14 protein-coding genes are annotated in these 13,814 nt (G+C 44.5%); 8 read left to right on the top strand and 6 right to left on the bottom strand.

Annotated elements, in window-relative coordinates:
• Positions 1-25: 25 nt before the first annotated feature.
• Positions 26-706 carry a hypothetical protein gene (locus QUA43_RS12785; protein WP_333374323.1) on the bottom strand — a complete coding sequence of 227 codons (681 nt, stop codon included), beginning with the start codon at positions 704-706 and terminating at the stop codon, positions 26-28.
• A gap of 365 nt (positions 707-1,071) precedes the next feature.
• On the opposite strand from QUA43_RS12785, the gene QUA43_RS12780 reads away from it, so the two are divergent.
• The 4 genes from QUA43_RS12780 (at position 1,072) to QUA43_RS12765 (ending at position 5,469) form a co-directional block, all read left to right on the top strand.
• Positions 1,072-1,410 (top strand): hypothetical protein, encoded by a 339-nt coding sequence (locus tag QUA43_RS12780; RefSeq protein WP_333374322.1) that lies wholly within the window; start codon positions 1,072-1,074, stop codon positions 1,408-1,410.
• A 366-nt stretch (positions 1,411-1,776) separates the two neighbouring features.
• Positions 1,777-4,056 carry a M23 family metallopeptidase gene (locus QUA43_RS12775; protein WP_333374320.1) on the top strand — a complete coding sequence of 760 codons (2,280 nt, stop codon included), beginning with the start codon at positions 1,777-1,779 and terminating at the stop codon, positions 4,054-4,056.
• A gap of 50 nt (positions 4,057-4,106) precedes the next feature.
• Entirely contained in the window at positions 4,107-4,625 is a 519-nt protein-coding gene (locus QUA43_RS12770; protein ID WP_333374318.1) for a hypothetical protein, read from the top strand.
• A gap of 139 nt (positions 4,626-4,764) precedes the next feature.
• Positions 4,765-5,469, top strand: a complete 705-nt coding sequence (locus QUA43_RS12765; protein ID WP_333374316.1) for a hypothetical protein — start codon at positions 4,765-4,767, stop codon at positions 5,467-5,469.
• A 238-nt stretch (positions 5,470-5,707) separates the two neighbouring features.
• On the opposite strand, the gene QUA43_RS12760 is transcribed toward QUA43_RS12765, so the two are convergent.
• The 3 genes from QUA43_RS12760 to QUA43_RS12750 form a co-directional block, all read right to left on the bottom strand.
• Entirely contained in the window at positions 5,708-6,730 is a 1,023-nt protein-coding gene (locus QUA43_RS12760; RefSeq protein WP_333374314.1) for a DUF5895 domain-containing protein, read from the bottom strand.
• Positions 6,731-6,832: 102 nt separating this feature from the next.
• Entirely contained in the window at positions 6,833-7,033 is a 201-nt protein-coding gene (locus QUA43_RS12755) for a DUF2283 domain-containing protein (RefSeq protein WP_333150392.1), read from the bottom strand.
• Between the two features lie 79 nt (positions 7,034-7,112).
• A complete protein-coding gene (locus QUA43_RS12750; RefSeq protein ID WP_333150390.1) occupies positions 7,113-7,862 on the bottom strand; it encodes a hypothetical protein in 750 nt (249 codons plus the stop codon).
• 513 nt (positions 7,863-8,375) lie between these two features.
• Between QUA43_RS12750 and QUA43_RS12745 the strand changes: the two genes are divergently transcribed.
• Entirely contained in the window at positions 8,376-10,052 is a 1,677-nt protein-coding gene (locus tag QUA43_RS12745) for a type IV secretion system DNA-binding domain-containing protein (RefSeq protein WP_333374311.1), read from the top strand.
• A gap of 145 nt (positions 10,053-10,197) precedes the next feature.
• On the opposite strand, the gene QUA43_RS12740 is transcribed toward QUA43_RS12745, so the two are convergent.
• Complete coding sequence (locus QUA43_RS12740) at positions 10,198-10,749, bottom strand: tetratricopeptide repeat protein (protein WP_333374309.1); 552 nt, start codon at positions 10,747-10,749, stop codon at positions 10,198-10,200.
• Between the two features lie 428 nt (positions 10,750-11,177).
• The gene (locus tag QUA43_RS12735) at positions 11,178-11,405 is read right to left on the bottom strand and encodes a hypothetical protein (protein ID WP_333374307.1); all 228 of its coding nucleotides are present in this window, start codon (positions 11,403-11,405) and stop codon (positions 11,178-11,180) included.
• Positions 11,406-11,624: 219 nt separating this feature from the next.
• Here QUA43_RS12735 and QUA43_RS12730 point away from each other — a divergent pair, with 219 nt between their 5' ends.
• From QUA43_RS12730 to QUA43_RS12720, 3 genes are all read left to right on the top strand, one after another.
• Positions 11,625-12,188 (top strand): hypothetical protein, encoded by a 564-nt coding sequence (locus QUA43_RS12730; RefSeq protein ID WP_333374305.1) that lies wholly within the window; start codon positions 11,625-11,627, stop codon positions 12,186-12,188.
• A 168-nt stretch (positions 12,189-12,356) separates the two neighbouring features.
• On the top strand, positions 12,357-12,722 hold the full coding sequence (locus QUA43_RS12725; RefSeq protein ID WP_333374303.1) for a hypothetical protein: 366 nt from the start codon (positions 12,357-12,359) through the stop codon (positions 12,720-12,722).
• 820 nt (positions 12,723-13,542) lie between these two features.
• The coding region (locus tag QUA43_RS12720; protein ID WP_333374302.1) for a reverse transcriptase N-terminal domain-containing protein at positions 13,543-13,814 on the top strand (272 nt) is incomplete at its 3' end.

Below are 13,814 nucleotides of genomic sequence, written 5' to 3'. Positions count from 1 at the left end.
CGAAGATTGCCATCTTTTGTGGGTGCTAAAATAAAGTCAATTGCCCTTCAACTTTTGACTGATATTTTGATGACTTAGCTGTTACAATTTCTGTCGGTAAATCTGCATCAGCGCTTTTATCTTGGGACAATTTACGTTTGCCCCAGCCTTGAGATGCTGCATGGCGGACAACGCTTTTCCTAATTGCTCTAGCTAGATGGTAATAATCATTTTGGATGCTGTCAAAGTTTACGGCTGAAAATTCAGCTAATTCGGACAAGTTGTAACCATTTGGTAGCCGATTATGTCTTGTCAATGTGTCTTGTGCTGCCCACATATAGACGTTGTAATAACTGTGGTGCAGAGGAGCTTCAAATGTCGCTCCCATCATATAAGCCACGACTTCTGTGGAAGTGCAGTAATTCCCTACAATTCTGTTGCTGTGCTCCTCTACAATCAAATCGAGCCTATCGGATAAGCAAGCCGTTTTCAACCAGTCAGGTATGCTTTCTGACCACGGGGTTTTGTGTAAAACTAATGGGCCTGCATAGTAACGTAAAAGGGGAAGGGGAATTCCGGTCAATTCCAGTAGCACGGCTATTAAGTCGCGGTGCATACCCATCTGGGCTAATAGCTTCAGCTTTTCCAAAATGCCGGACTGAGGTTTTACAGGATGAGTGGTAATTTCTTCAAGTAATTCGGGCGTTAACAGATTTAGCTGAGTCATATCTTTTTGAAGGATAATTATGGGACAAATGAAGGTCAGAAAAATCGCGTAGCGAATTCAGTTACAGGGATTTGCGCCGTCTGTTGGGCAAACAATTCGGCAAAGATACGCGCCTCTATATTTCTGAGTAATTTTTACCCACCTTGCTAGATGGAAGGCGGGCGAAATTAAGAGCAATGCCAGCGCTATATTTTGTTTCGTGCAATAGCAGTAGGTCTTGGTTGTTTGCAGATAGGCTACGTCGATCGCCGTAGCCTATCCGCCGATAGGCGGTAGTTTAATTACGACTATCGGATGAAACGGCTGCTCGTTCTCCCTAGCTACGCTGAATTGTTGATTCTTACTACTTTGTAGCTACAGGATTTATGAACGAGCCAAACAATATCTATGGCAATGAACCCGGTTACAGCGCTGATGGCTATGCTGTTAGCGACTGTGAAAGTAACCCGTGCGAGTCCTCCCTTAACGGATATCGAAGCAACGGTTATAGCAGTCAGCAAACTGAGGGTTACGGGGTTCCAGACTACTTTGCTGATGGCTATCGAGAAAACGTTTTTGAAGGCGATTTGAATTTAGCAGATACTCCGTGGACGGAGACGGCTGCTAACCCTAACCCCTATTTTGAGGGAGGGGCAAATGACGCTAATTCCTATCAAAATCAAACAGCTACTTCTCATTTCAACGGCGGTGACTTAGAGCTGTAGTGCTTCAGATTGCAGGCTACAAATCGCCTGTATGAAACTTCTCATTTCGGCGACGATGACTTACAGATGCAGTGCTTTACGCCGAGGCTGCTCCATGTAAAGCCTCGGTTGACTGCTTTATTTATTTTAAGAAGCGCAATTGCAGCCTCATCAAGTTCGGTGGGTTCCTTTTTCCCACTTAATTGCTTAACTTTTCTACAGTATCCTCAACCAATAACCCAAGTTTTTTGCACAAACATGAGAAGAATATTATCAACAAGATTCTGGCAATTATCAGTATGGTTATTCTCTCTAGTCTTAATAGTTTCCATTTTGTTTGAGCAACCAATATTTGCTATAGCACGAATTCCTGCTGATACAACTGAAATGCCAACCAAAATTTTAGAAATACCAGGGATGGACAGGCAAGGAAATCCTACTTCAGTTAACGCCCTATTGCCAGATTGGACACAAATTTCTTTTTCTCAAATGCCACCCATCAGTCAATCTGGAAGCCTTTCAGCGGGAGAGTACAAGCAGGCAGTTGGCTATGATTTGAGCCGAAGTTGGACAGCAGGGCAAACTCCTGACCAGTACATCATGTTGGGCGATATCAGCCAAGCTTTGCAACCAGAATTGCTATCGTTCGGTTTTGTCGCGCAGCAAGCTGGTCTGAATTTAGATAGCGTAGCTTTAAGCGCATTTACTTTAGTTGCCAAGCAGTCGTTAAATCAGTTAGTTCAGGCTATCCCTCTTCTCGGTGAATTTAAAGTTGCAGAGATTGCGCCGGTGGCGGGAGTGCTAGCAGCAAAAGCTGCTGGTATTGATGTAGCCGATCGCACTCTAGAGCTGGTTCTCAGTTCCAATCCACAATTAGGTCAGTTGAAACTGGGAGAAATTGACCTGTCTCAGTATTCAATATCTTCGATTCCGAACTTAAGCAGCGCTCAACTTGGCGCGTTTTCAGATTGGCAAACAACCTTAATTAAAGACGTACCTGGGCTGAATGCTTTACCTCTGTCTAGTTTTCCCAATCCAATAGCAGAATTAGGCAATTTAGTAATGAGAATTGATGCGGTTTATGGTCCCGCCGAGCGACGGCGAACTAAGACGATATCAGGCTCAGACGTTCAGGGATTCTCAGTTAACTGCCAAGAAAATGATTGCGCTTACATCGAACTAGACGATCTGGAGAATTCGGGTCGGAACGCTCGCGGTTCGCTCGAAGGCAAGCAATGGATTAGCGGTAAGTACCAGGAAGTGGAGGGCGGATCGGGCTGTCTTAAAGGTGTCAACGGCGGCAAGGAACCGACGGGAAGATTGCCTTTTGGCAGCGCTTTTAAGGTAGTGGTCATGGAACCGGACGAGCGAACCGATACCGTTGATACTGCTCTATTCTTCCGATTTTGTTCGCCTTGCGGCTGCTCTCCTTATTTCATTGGCCCAGTACCTTTCTTCACCTATCGGGTTAATTCTCCCATTTTCGTTGGGGCGCTGGGATCGTCCTCTGGCGGCTCTTCCTCTGTACCAACTGCGGCAGTTCGCGACGGAGTATCTTCTCCTGTTACAAAAGGCGTAACTACAGCAGCTAATATTAATGTTCCTTGCCCTCCGGGTAGCACCGCACCAGCGCCCGTGTCAGTTGGCAATGTTCAAGGAGTCAATGTTCCCGCTTTGTCGGAAGCGATCGCCAATATCGAAAGCAGCGGTTCTTATGAGACTGTCGGCGTTTATGTTTGCGCTGATGGTGGCAAGAATTGCGGGGTTCCGTTGGGCAAGTACCAGTTTATGAGCTACAACGAGTACGCTGCTACTTCAATTTCATCTAAACCAGAAGGCGAGCAATTTTTAGCCAAGTTACAAGGGGGATATCAACCCACTCAAGCAGAACTTTTTCAATTTTTTCCACCTGCCGATCAAGAAACTGTTTTTGCTCAAAGTATCGCTTCTAAGCTGAATGCTACCTCTCAAGAAAAAGACCCTACTACTGGAAGTGTTTTTAGTGGCGATAGGCTAATTGAACGAGTAGCTCAAAAGCATTTTGGAGGCGATTATTCCAAAGTTGATGGCGGGGCAACGGATACATTCGGTCGTTTAACTCTCTTAAGTTATGGACAGGATGTTTTGAAGCGCTATCGAAAGGGAAGTACAACAGTCGCGGGGTCGAATGCTGCTGCTTGCGTTCCGACTTCCAGTGCGGCGCAATCCTCTAATTCTGCGAGTGTTGCCCCCGGCGACGGTCAATCCACGGGTCAGTATATCAAACCTGCGAATGGGCCTGTAACCAGCCGCTTTGGGATGCGAACTCGTCCGGTTTCCGGCGTGCGGAAAATCTACAGTGGCATTGCAATTGCCGGCTCAATGGGAAGTCCGGTAAAAGCTGTTGGTGGCGGCGTTGTCAAGACAGTGGTTTCCAACTGCAAAGAAGGGTTACAGAATTGCGGCGGTGGCTACGGCAACTGGATCGAAATTGAGCACGGCAACGGTCGCACAACTCGGTATGCTCATCTGCGCGAGGGTTCAGTGAAACTCAAAGTAGGCGATCGCATTTCTCAAGGTCAGGTCATAGGCGGACTAGGCAGCACTGGGACAACGGCAGACCCTAGCTTGCACTTTGAAACCCGCATTAATGGAACGGCTGTTAACCCATCTCAAGAAGGAATTTGAATTAAACGGAGATGTTCTGCACCATGATTTCCTTGAAAAAACGGACAATTATGTTGAAATTTACCTGGGGCTTGCTAACAGCTTTTTTGGTTTATTTGTCGAGCAGTTTATTCACCCATCCCCCAGCTTTTAGCCAGCCGACTCGGAACGCTGATTTCCCTTCAGCTTGCCTTCCTGTTGGTCTAGGGACTCTCAGGACAGAGTTTGTAACTGAAGTAACAGATGGCCGCACTCAATATCGCTTGTTCGATGCCTATTTGCAGGGAGATGCCGTGCCATTTTCTGTATTGGTTTCTCTCCAAGAGACGCAGTGTAGCTTGCTTTATTCCAACCCAACGAACGATTTTTATCCTTACAGCCGTGCGGTCAAGCTATCAGTAGCCAAACAAATCGCTCTGGGAGAATTGCGCTACTCTATCAACAAGGCAGGGAGTATTGATAAGTTTCGCTCTACTTTGCAGCCCAATTTTGGAGATCCCGGTTGGCAATTTTCGGAAGAGGAAGTTTGGGCATTTAAGCAGGTTGGCATTACTGTTCCTTCACTTAGTAAAACCAGCAAAGATAAGTGAGATATGTTCGCTTTAATAAGACTCCTAGCACCAACAATCAAACTTTTGCTTAAAGCGGATTTAGTAAATCTGCATGGTGTCTTTCATGACCGGATTGGGGATGACATCTACATAGAAATAATTCATGGAGGTTAAAGCAATGTTTAGCAAAAACCAACAACTAACTTTAGGTGCAGAACAAATAGATAAACCACGCATTCTAGCTGCAAAGAGAAATTTATTACTGTTCTCTCCACCTGTTCATAATCAACTACCAAACCCCGCTTGTAATTCCCTAAATAATTCTCAGCCCAGAGTATCATCGTTTTTATTTATTGGGCGGTGGTTCCGCTTTGGAGTCATCTTGTTCTTGCTGTTATCAATGTTGTTAGGAACTGCTGGTTGTACCGCCAGTGCTACAACGATTTCTTGGACACCTGCTACTAGACTCATTTCTGTTCAAACTGTCCAAGGCATAGTTGCCGAAAATTCTGAGCTTAACCCCCAAGATTCAGCATCAAATGTGTTAGCCTGGACTGTAAATGGGCAAGCAGGCAGGTTAGTTATTTTTAATTTTAACAGCCCTGGAGTTTGCGGTGCGGAAGGTTGCTTATACGCGGCGTATTTATTCAAGAACAATTCTCCTCCTAATCGTGTATTTGCTAGTTACTTAAATCCCAATTTGCCACCGAAAAGACCGCTAATTCAAGCAGTAAGCGACCCATCAAAAACCTCTGATTTGCCTTGTTTGCAAGTACAGCAGCAGTCAAAAACTGGTATTCGGCAGTTATCTTTTTGCTTCAACGGCCACCAGTACCAGTTAGCTAACAGTTCTTTGATTGAACTTCCTTATCAAAAGAAATAGGCGATTTTAAAGTTTGAGCTTGCTCATCTGTTCACGCTCACCTATTTTGTACCCAATGCGGTTCAGTTAAAGTTGGTAATTGGCATGATTTTCAATAATTGAATGCAAGAATTAGTCTTTCAGCATTACAAAAGTTGAAATTTTTTAACTGAACCGTATTGGTTCTGTACCAATAAAAAAATGCCTCGCTCCTTAACTGGATATGAGGCACTTCTTGAAAAGAAACTAGCCGAGGCTGTTAATCATCTTCTTCCGAATCAAATTCATCCTCAAACTCATCTTCTTCATCTAAGTCGTCGAAATCATCCTCTTCCTCTATTACTTCAGTAGCAATTTTACGAAGAGATTTATGATTCCCACTCTGCTTTTTCCCATTTTCTATTTTCTTAACAACGGGTGGTAGCACTTGAATTTGTGGTTCTGCTGTACCAGGTAATGCAGGAGTTTCAGTGAATCCAGCAATGGTATCATGCAGTCCCCAAATCACATTTTTATGCTGCGGCCGTCCCAGATAAAGTAAGGGAAAATTATCAGCAGTTGGCTTGGTATAGTTAACAGTTTTGCAGCAGTAGCTCTTATTAGAACCTTCGCCTTCTTTAACTCCTTTGAACTGAACTTCTAAGATACCGAGGCTTCGCCATTTATCGGTTTTCCCGCTGAAAGGAATTTGGAAATATTCGGCGAATGCTTTTTCCAACAAACGGTAGAATTCGTCTCTGGCTGCTTTAAAGCTCCAAAGTGCGACATTCTTAAATCTGACGACAATAGGCGTGCTGTGTCTGGGACGATTGTTTTCATCTAAAAAGACAACGGCGTGTTCACTGACAACATCCATTATCTTTTTATCAAGTTGAGCTTTATACTCTTCATACAGCCCGACCATCGCACCGCCTAAATTAGCAACGTCATTCTTGTAACGAATGTATTCAGGGACAAATCCTAGCACGCATAAGTGGCATTTAGAAAGCAGCAGACCTGTAACATCTTCTGTTAGTCCAATTGTAGTCATTTCCTCTTCTGTTGGCATGACAAACCAATTAGCTTTTTCTAGCTGATCCTCTGGAATTAATATTCCTGCCACTTGTTCGTTAACAACAATGCCATAGGGCAGAATTGGTCGCCTTACTTGATTATGACCTGGTTCTAGGAGTTCGGGGTCAATTTCAAAATCAAAGTCTTCTGAGTCAAATTGAGTTGTGTCTTCTGTGATGTCTGGTTTGACTGGGGTTTTAGTTTTAGCTTTGCTATTAGTTTTAACCATTATAAAAGTTGCTGAAAAGAGCAACTCAGAAAGGCGGTAGCCTTAACTCCAAGTTAAGCCAGTAAATAATCATTGCTGCGTTACCTTGATAAAGCACATCAACTACGTTGCGATTGTTAGTATGAGATATTGAGGATTAAACAGTTGACGCTTAGAGGCATTGAGAAATTCGATGCTAACGGGTTCGTCAGTTTCGTTATAACTAACAATCACGCCCCCAGGTTCAGAGATAGCATTGGCTGGAAATGCATCACGGAAGATAAAAATCAGAATGTCTGCTTCTGCATCGTATTTTACTTTCATTTGTATTCTCCTGCCAATATCGCTTGACTTGATTTGTCCAGTACAAAGTATGGCAGCGTATGCCAACTTTTGCCAAAACTTAGACAAGGGTGTGGCTTTTGGGGTTTACCGCTCTCGCTCGCAATAATGGCAGTCCTTCTACCAAGTTGATAGCTGCTTTCAAACCCGCGATCGCGTACAAAGAAGCTGCATCTGCTTGTTCAGATGTGCTAGCATTGGCTTCGTCTAATAACTTTATCAGATATTCAGGAACCTGTACGAGAGTGCCATCAGTACAGGCTAGAGGGACAAATTTAGTATCTGGAGCTAGGACTTTTGGCTTCATAAATGGCAGTTCGCGCTGGAAAGGTTTTGGAGTGCGGCGACTGTTTGTTACAGGCAATTGTTCTGATTTACGCTTATACCACCGCTTGGCTCGGTAAAAACTTCCTTTTAGTAATGGGGGCTGGTTTACCACAAGTACAGCTTCGTGAAAAGGAAAATTCATCTGTTCTCCTTCCTGAATTTTTGTCCTTTCTAAGTTAGATTTTGTCAACGAGTCAGGCGTAAGCGGACAGTGAGGATAAGACATGACTTTACAGTTATAAGTTAAGTCAGAAAGTAATTTCCCATTGCGTGACAGTTTCCCTTTAAGATAATGCCACTTTAATCCTGGGATATATGCTCCTGAATATTTTATTTCAACTGCTCCCATGTAGATCCATTCTGTACGTTCTAATGTCAGCAAAATGTCACCTTTTCCTAGTTGAATCGTGTTGCGTTTTAAAAAGTTATAATCTGGATGTCTCTTCAAAAGCTCTGACAGCCACTCTTTTTGTTTCTTATTCACGGTAAAAATATCTCTCAAGAATTTTGCTTTTTATCCAGTTGGCTGCGTTAGCAGAGATAATATAGCAACTGCTAAGGCTGTTAGGATTAGGGGCTAGGGACTAGGGAAAGAGAAGCTGCGCTAGTAATCAGGACTTACGTAGTGCTTTCTACCAAAAGTTAGAACTGTTGGCTGTAATTATTCGTTCTTAAGACTGAGCTAATACTGATTAGTTTTGATTTAAGCTAACTTGTTTGCTAATAATAATTTGTAACTACAAGTCAGATGAATTTTGAGATTAAATTTTTGATAGCACAGGCTAACTCTACTCCAGTTATCGCTCAAACTCAAAGGAGAACACAGCAACCCTCACCTCTATCGTCAATCGACTTAGGCGGGCTTTTCCAACAATATAATAACCCGGATGGGTATCTAACAATAGGGGCGCTGATTTTCCTCCTCTTACTGTCTCGATTTCTAGGGAATGGCAAGGGCAAAATTACCACTGGCAAAGTGTGTGGAACTTCCGAAAAGATGGCAGCCACCCAGCTTGCCTTAAAACAAATTAAAGAACGAAAACATAATAAAGTCACGCTATGGTGTGGCAGTCCTCGCTATTGGTGGAAAGGAAAAAAACTTAGAGGTTTTGTTACCACTATTCAGACAGCGATGGGTTCTACTCCCACTGTTTGGCTCCCTCATGCAGAACGATCAACTTTAGTAATTGGAGCACCTGGATCGGGTAAAACTTTTTCGACAATTGATAGGGCGCTAGAAAGTGCAATGGTGCAAGGATTTCCAATTATTCTCTACGATAAAAAAGGCGATCAGCTTAAACTCCACGCACCGATGGCAGCGCGATATGGCTATCAAGTGTGGGTATTTGCACCGGGAGAAGCCTATTCAGGCATCATTAATCCCCTCGACTTTATGAAGTCCCCTCAAGATTCGGTCATGGCTGGGGAAATTGGTCAGGTTATTAATAGAAATGCAAGTTCAGGTAATGGAAAAAGTGACGAATTTTTCTCAAAAGCTGGAGATTTATTAGCTAAAGCACTCCTTCAATTAGTCAAGGGTTCTAAATATCCAGATATGGCAATGCTCTATGCAATTTTGAGGTTGCCAAATTTGGTAAAGCGGATTGACTATGCGGTTCAATCCCGTCAAATTGATGAGTGGGTTGCTACCAGCTTTAACCAGTTTTTGAGTGCTAAAGAAGCAGAAAAAACTATTTCTGGAATTCTGACGACAGCGGCCGGAACGTTCAGTAGTTTTATCCAAGCTGACCTGTTGCGAGCATTTTTGGGAAAGTCGGACATCCCGACGAAAATAGAAGGCCGACAGATGATTGTTTTCAAATTAGATGACGAGCGGCGCTCCGTCGTGGGGCCTCTGCTAGCAGCAGCAATTCACCTGCTCGTTGTGTCCAACTTAAGCCGCCCTCGGAAAGATCCACTGGTTATTTCACTTGATGAATTTCCCTCTATTCGATTGGATCGGATGCCGCAGTGGATTAACGAATATCGCTCGAATGGAGCTTGTTTCATTCTGGGAATTCAGAGTTTGGAGCAACTATACGAAGGGTATGGAGAAAAAATGGGGGCAGCAATCGCATCTGCTTGCAGCACTCACATTTTATTCAACCCTGGTAATACTGACACTGCAAAAAAATACTCCGATCGCTACGGAGAAAAAGAAGTTTTGCTGAAAAGCAAGTCCACCAGCCGTTCGATGGGCGGCCAATCTCAAAGCAATCAATCTATTAGTTGGAACGAGTCGCTTCAAAAAATGCCACTGTTTTCAGTGGATGAGATTTTGCGGTTTCCCCAGGGACGGTGTGTAATTACGAACCCCGGCTACAGTTCCGGCGGCGAGGGGTCAATTCCTTATGCGCTGACCATTCCCATTCCCAAAGCAGATTTGCAGCGGCAAAGCGAGAGCGAGGCCCTCTGGGATACAGAGGTTAGGCTACGGCTGGAGAGTCGGGTGCAACTTGCAAGTCTTGACCAGCTTACCGCCGCTTTGTACGATCGCATTGAGGAAGCAGAACGGATGCTGCCTCTGCCAGATGCCGGGGGTAACGTTCCATCCCAATCGCCGACGCCGCCAGCTTCAGGCAAGAAATTTGGCTCTGACCCGCTAGACTCAGTTGTCAGTAAAACTGGGCGTTCCAGGCGGGTTTTTGCCACTGGCAGTATTGGCAAGCGCTAGCGGCGTGTGGGAGCCAATGGAAAATTTTCCATTGGCCTTAACCTAGAAGTTGGGAGGACGTGTAACCATTGCAGCTTCATCAGGATAAACGTATATCCTGACCCCAGACTTAAAACCGCCACAGCTTCGTCAAGATATTTGCATATCATGACCCGGGGCTTAAAACTGCTACAGCTAGGCAAGGATACTGCAATGTCCCGTTAGGACTCGAAACCGCTGCACGCATCAGGGAAAGGAACTGGTTCAAATACTCTAGCGCTTTCTGCTTTTCTCCCAAATCTGAGTAGACAAAGCCAATGTTGTGGAGGGTGTCGGATTCCCCGCCGCGATCGCCTACTGCCCGTCTCAGGGCCAGGGACTGGCTGTAATACTCTAGCGCTTTCTGTTTTTCTCCCAATCCTGAGTAGACATTGCCGACGTTGTGGAGGGTGTTGGCTTCCCCACGGCGATCACCTACTGCCCGATACAGTTTTAATGCTTCTTCATATTTGATGATCGCACCTTTTAAAGATTCCGCCGTTGCTTGCTCGTATAGTTGCACTCCTTCTTTGAAAGCTTTGTGGGCAGCCTCCTTACTGTTAGTTTGTGCTGTTGGTACGGTTTTGCCAACGGACACGGCTGCTGCCACTGGCTGACTTAGCTGAACCGAAAGTGCGATCAACATACCAGCCAAAAACCATTGAGTGCGAGCGAACATAAACACCCTTTTTGTATTTTTATCAATCTTAATCACTAGCTCGCTTAGTGTAAAGGCAGGAAAAAGTCAGGGGGATTAACTTTTTTCCCTAAATAATTAAACTCATTCAAACGCTGAATTTGCTGTGGAGGATGATAACTTCCCCCTTCTTATGTAGCACAAACCCAAACTGGTATTTCCACGCCTAAGACATGAAACTGCTACAGATTCATCAGGATATTCGCATATCATGACCAGGGCTTAAAACTGTTAAGGCTAGGCGGGGAAAATTAATATTGCGGGTATACACCAAACTCCGAAAGTCCAAGCTTGGTGTATACCCAAAGTTAATTTAGCTTTTCAATTAGCAGCTTTTTCAGAGTAACGAATACAAATTTGAAAAATAATTAAAAAAAATTGAACTTTTTGGAGCCGAGTTAGAGGTTCTGTTACTGGGGTTCGGGGTTTTGTTTTGCCTTGTTTGCCCTGAGCCGATCGTTTACCAAGCGTTTGTTGCTCTGTTCGGTATACGCTGCAAACCCGAGTACCCAGAGCATTCGGTGCAATTCGGCAGGTTTCCAACCCTCATCCTTGGCTAATTCTTGCATTTGCTCTAAAAGCGGAGCAGGCACGGAAAAATCTATGCGTACCATTTTAGGAGCATCAATGTCGGGCATTTTCAATATTTCCACAATTCATATACTGCTTATCCTACAAGGATTTAGGGGCTTCTAAGTCCTTATGGATTCTCCCTCATGCCCAATAGTTTAGTCTGAGGGTATACACAGGGACTCAGAAGGGGTATAATGGGGTAATTCATCCAAAACCAAACCCCGCCCCCTCTGACTCGCAATCTTCTGGGGCGGGGTATGGCACTCACAATGGAGATTTCCTCTATGTTCGCAGATTTCGGGCCGCCGTCGCAACCCGCCCAACCAAGCTTTGTAGAAATACCCAATCCCCGCGTCACCACCACCAGGAGACGCATGGAAGTGACCAACGTTCGTCCTGAAACCGTAACTGGTAGTTTGCTAGATGACCAGGACAACCTGATACAAGAAGACGGACAACCGATTTACATCTGCGTCCGCAAGTCAGAGATTCTGTGTCTCACAGAACAAGCCAACGTAATGAGTTGGTGGGAACTGGGAGAACAAGCGATTACTCCGTACACAACACCCAAAAAATACTCCCTAGAATCTCTAATCAACAGATTGGATGGACTCAACTCGGATGAATTGTACGTTTTGAGGACGTTCGTCTGTTTGGAGAGCGACCCGTTCCAAGCATATTCGGGTAGCGTCAACAGCGACTTATCCCACTTGCAGCTTTGGTTTCCCACAGTGCGAGCTCTTAGTCGCGCCGAACAAAACCAACTAGCAAGTGCGCTGTGTTGGCGAATAGCGAGCGAATCCAACGCATCAATTGCACCCACACCGGGCGATGGGAGGAACGATTAATTCTTGAGTTGATAGAAGATGTCGTCTCAAATTTCTCTTTGATTCCGGTGAATGGGTTGAGTTTTTTTATAGGGCAATCATGCAACCTATAACTAATCACGCCAAGAAAGAAGATCTGGAACATCCCCCACGCGACTAATCCCCTAGAACGAGTAAGAGGCTTGAATTATGATGACAAACTTTGGCATTGGGTTGCCAACGACACCGAGTTTCACGCAGCAATTGGTTGATTCGCAACCAAGTTTCACGCCGCAATTGGTTTATTCGCAAAATCTGGATTTTGTGCCTAGTCCAGACGATACTTTACCCTCGTTCATCAAAGGTGCCGACAGTTTGCCAGCTCAATTTGATGGCTGCGAACAGGTAAGGGTAATGGTTTTTGGATCGAGCTACGGGGTGACATACATGATTCGCTGGCTTTACAGACTACAGTTCGCTCATATCAGCGAGTGGAGTTTTTTGATGCCTGCTCCCAGTGAGGGTGAATTCATGAGCATTATTACCAAGCGAATCCCATTGAGTCCAACTAACTAATTGGTATAAAACTTGGTAACAACTTAGTAACAACTTTGTCGCAATGCTGGCGATAGTTTCAACTGTATCAAAAGCGATCGCCAGTTTCTTCCATGACTATACCAGTGAGGCATAACTATGACCAACGGCAACGGGCTTAACGGTGACACCCCTAACGGCGACACGCCCCAGCCCGATCCAATACAAAAGTTAACAGTGCGATTCGTTTAACCTAAAATAGGCTGAAAAGCTTATGGGATAGTTAGCCCAGTTGTTGAGACTGGTGACAACTGATTACATTTGTAGGTGAGGCGCTGTGCGTCAAGTCCTATCCCTCAAGTGCAGAGGTGAAAGCATAGCCCCTAGATTATTGGGTAGCAACCACTAGGCTAAAGCGGGGTTAAAAGGCAGAACTACTGAGAGCCAAACTTGGTAACTGTCAAGCAAGAGTCCATGCGTAGCAAAAGCAAAGATGTGATGGAACCATCGTCATTTGTAATGGTGTAATGGCTGAATCAGAATAAAACCGTTGAAAAACACGGTAAAGATTGATTAACACCAAGCCAAAAGGCAAGGATATGGCATAAGCGATTTGTTAATCGACTTATAAGCACCGCCCGTAAACCCGGTGGATAGCATCACGCTAAAGACTCAAACAAATGTGTAATCGGAACGAAGTAAATCTCTTAAATCTCTGGATACTAGAAATAGGTCGATATCCAGTAAGTAGCTAACGAATGGTTTAAGGGAGAGGGATTGTATCAAAAGCGAATGCCTCACTGTAATGGTGTGGATATGCTGACAGGTACACGGTAATTCCAATGGAGTAGAACAAGTAGCAATGAATATATCTAAAACGCTGAACAATCAGACGGTGGAGTGGAAAGACATCAACTGGCGAAAACTAGAACGGGTGACTTTTAAGTTGCAAAAGCGCATATTCCAAGCGAGTGAACGTGGTGATGTTAAAGCAGTTCGCAAACTACAAAAGACCCTGATTAGGTCTTGGTCTGCCAAGTGTATTGCGGTTCGTAGAGTAACTCAAGACAACAAAGGAAAGAATACGGCAGGAGTGGACGGTGTTAAATCGTTATCTCCAAAGCAACGTATTAT

The sequence above is a fragment of the Microcoleus sp. N9_B4 genome (genome assembly GCF_036701635.1).
In the GTDB taxonomy this organism is placed as follows: domain Bacteria; phylum Cyanobacteriota; class Cyanobacteriia; order Cyanobacteriales; family Microcoleaceae; genus Microcoleus.
The sequence above is the reverse complement of the archived record's forward strand: the minus strand, read 5'-3'. Positions and strand labels throughout refer to the sequence as shown.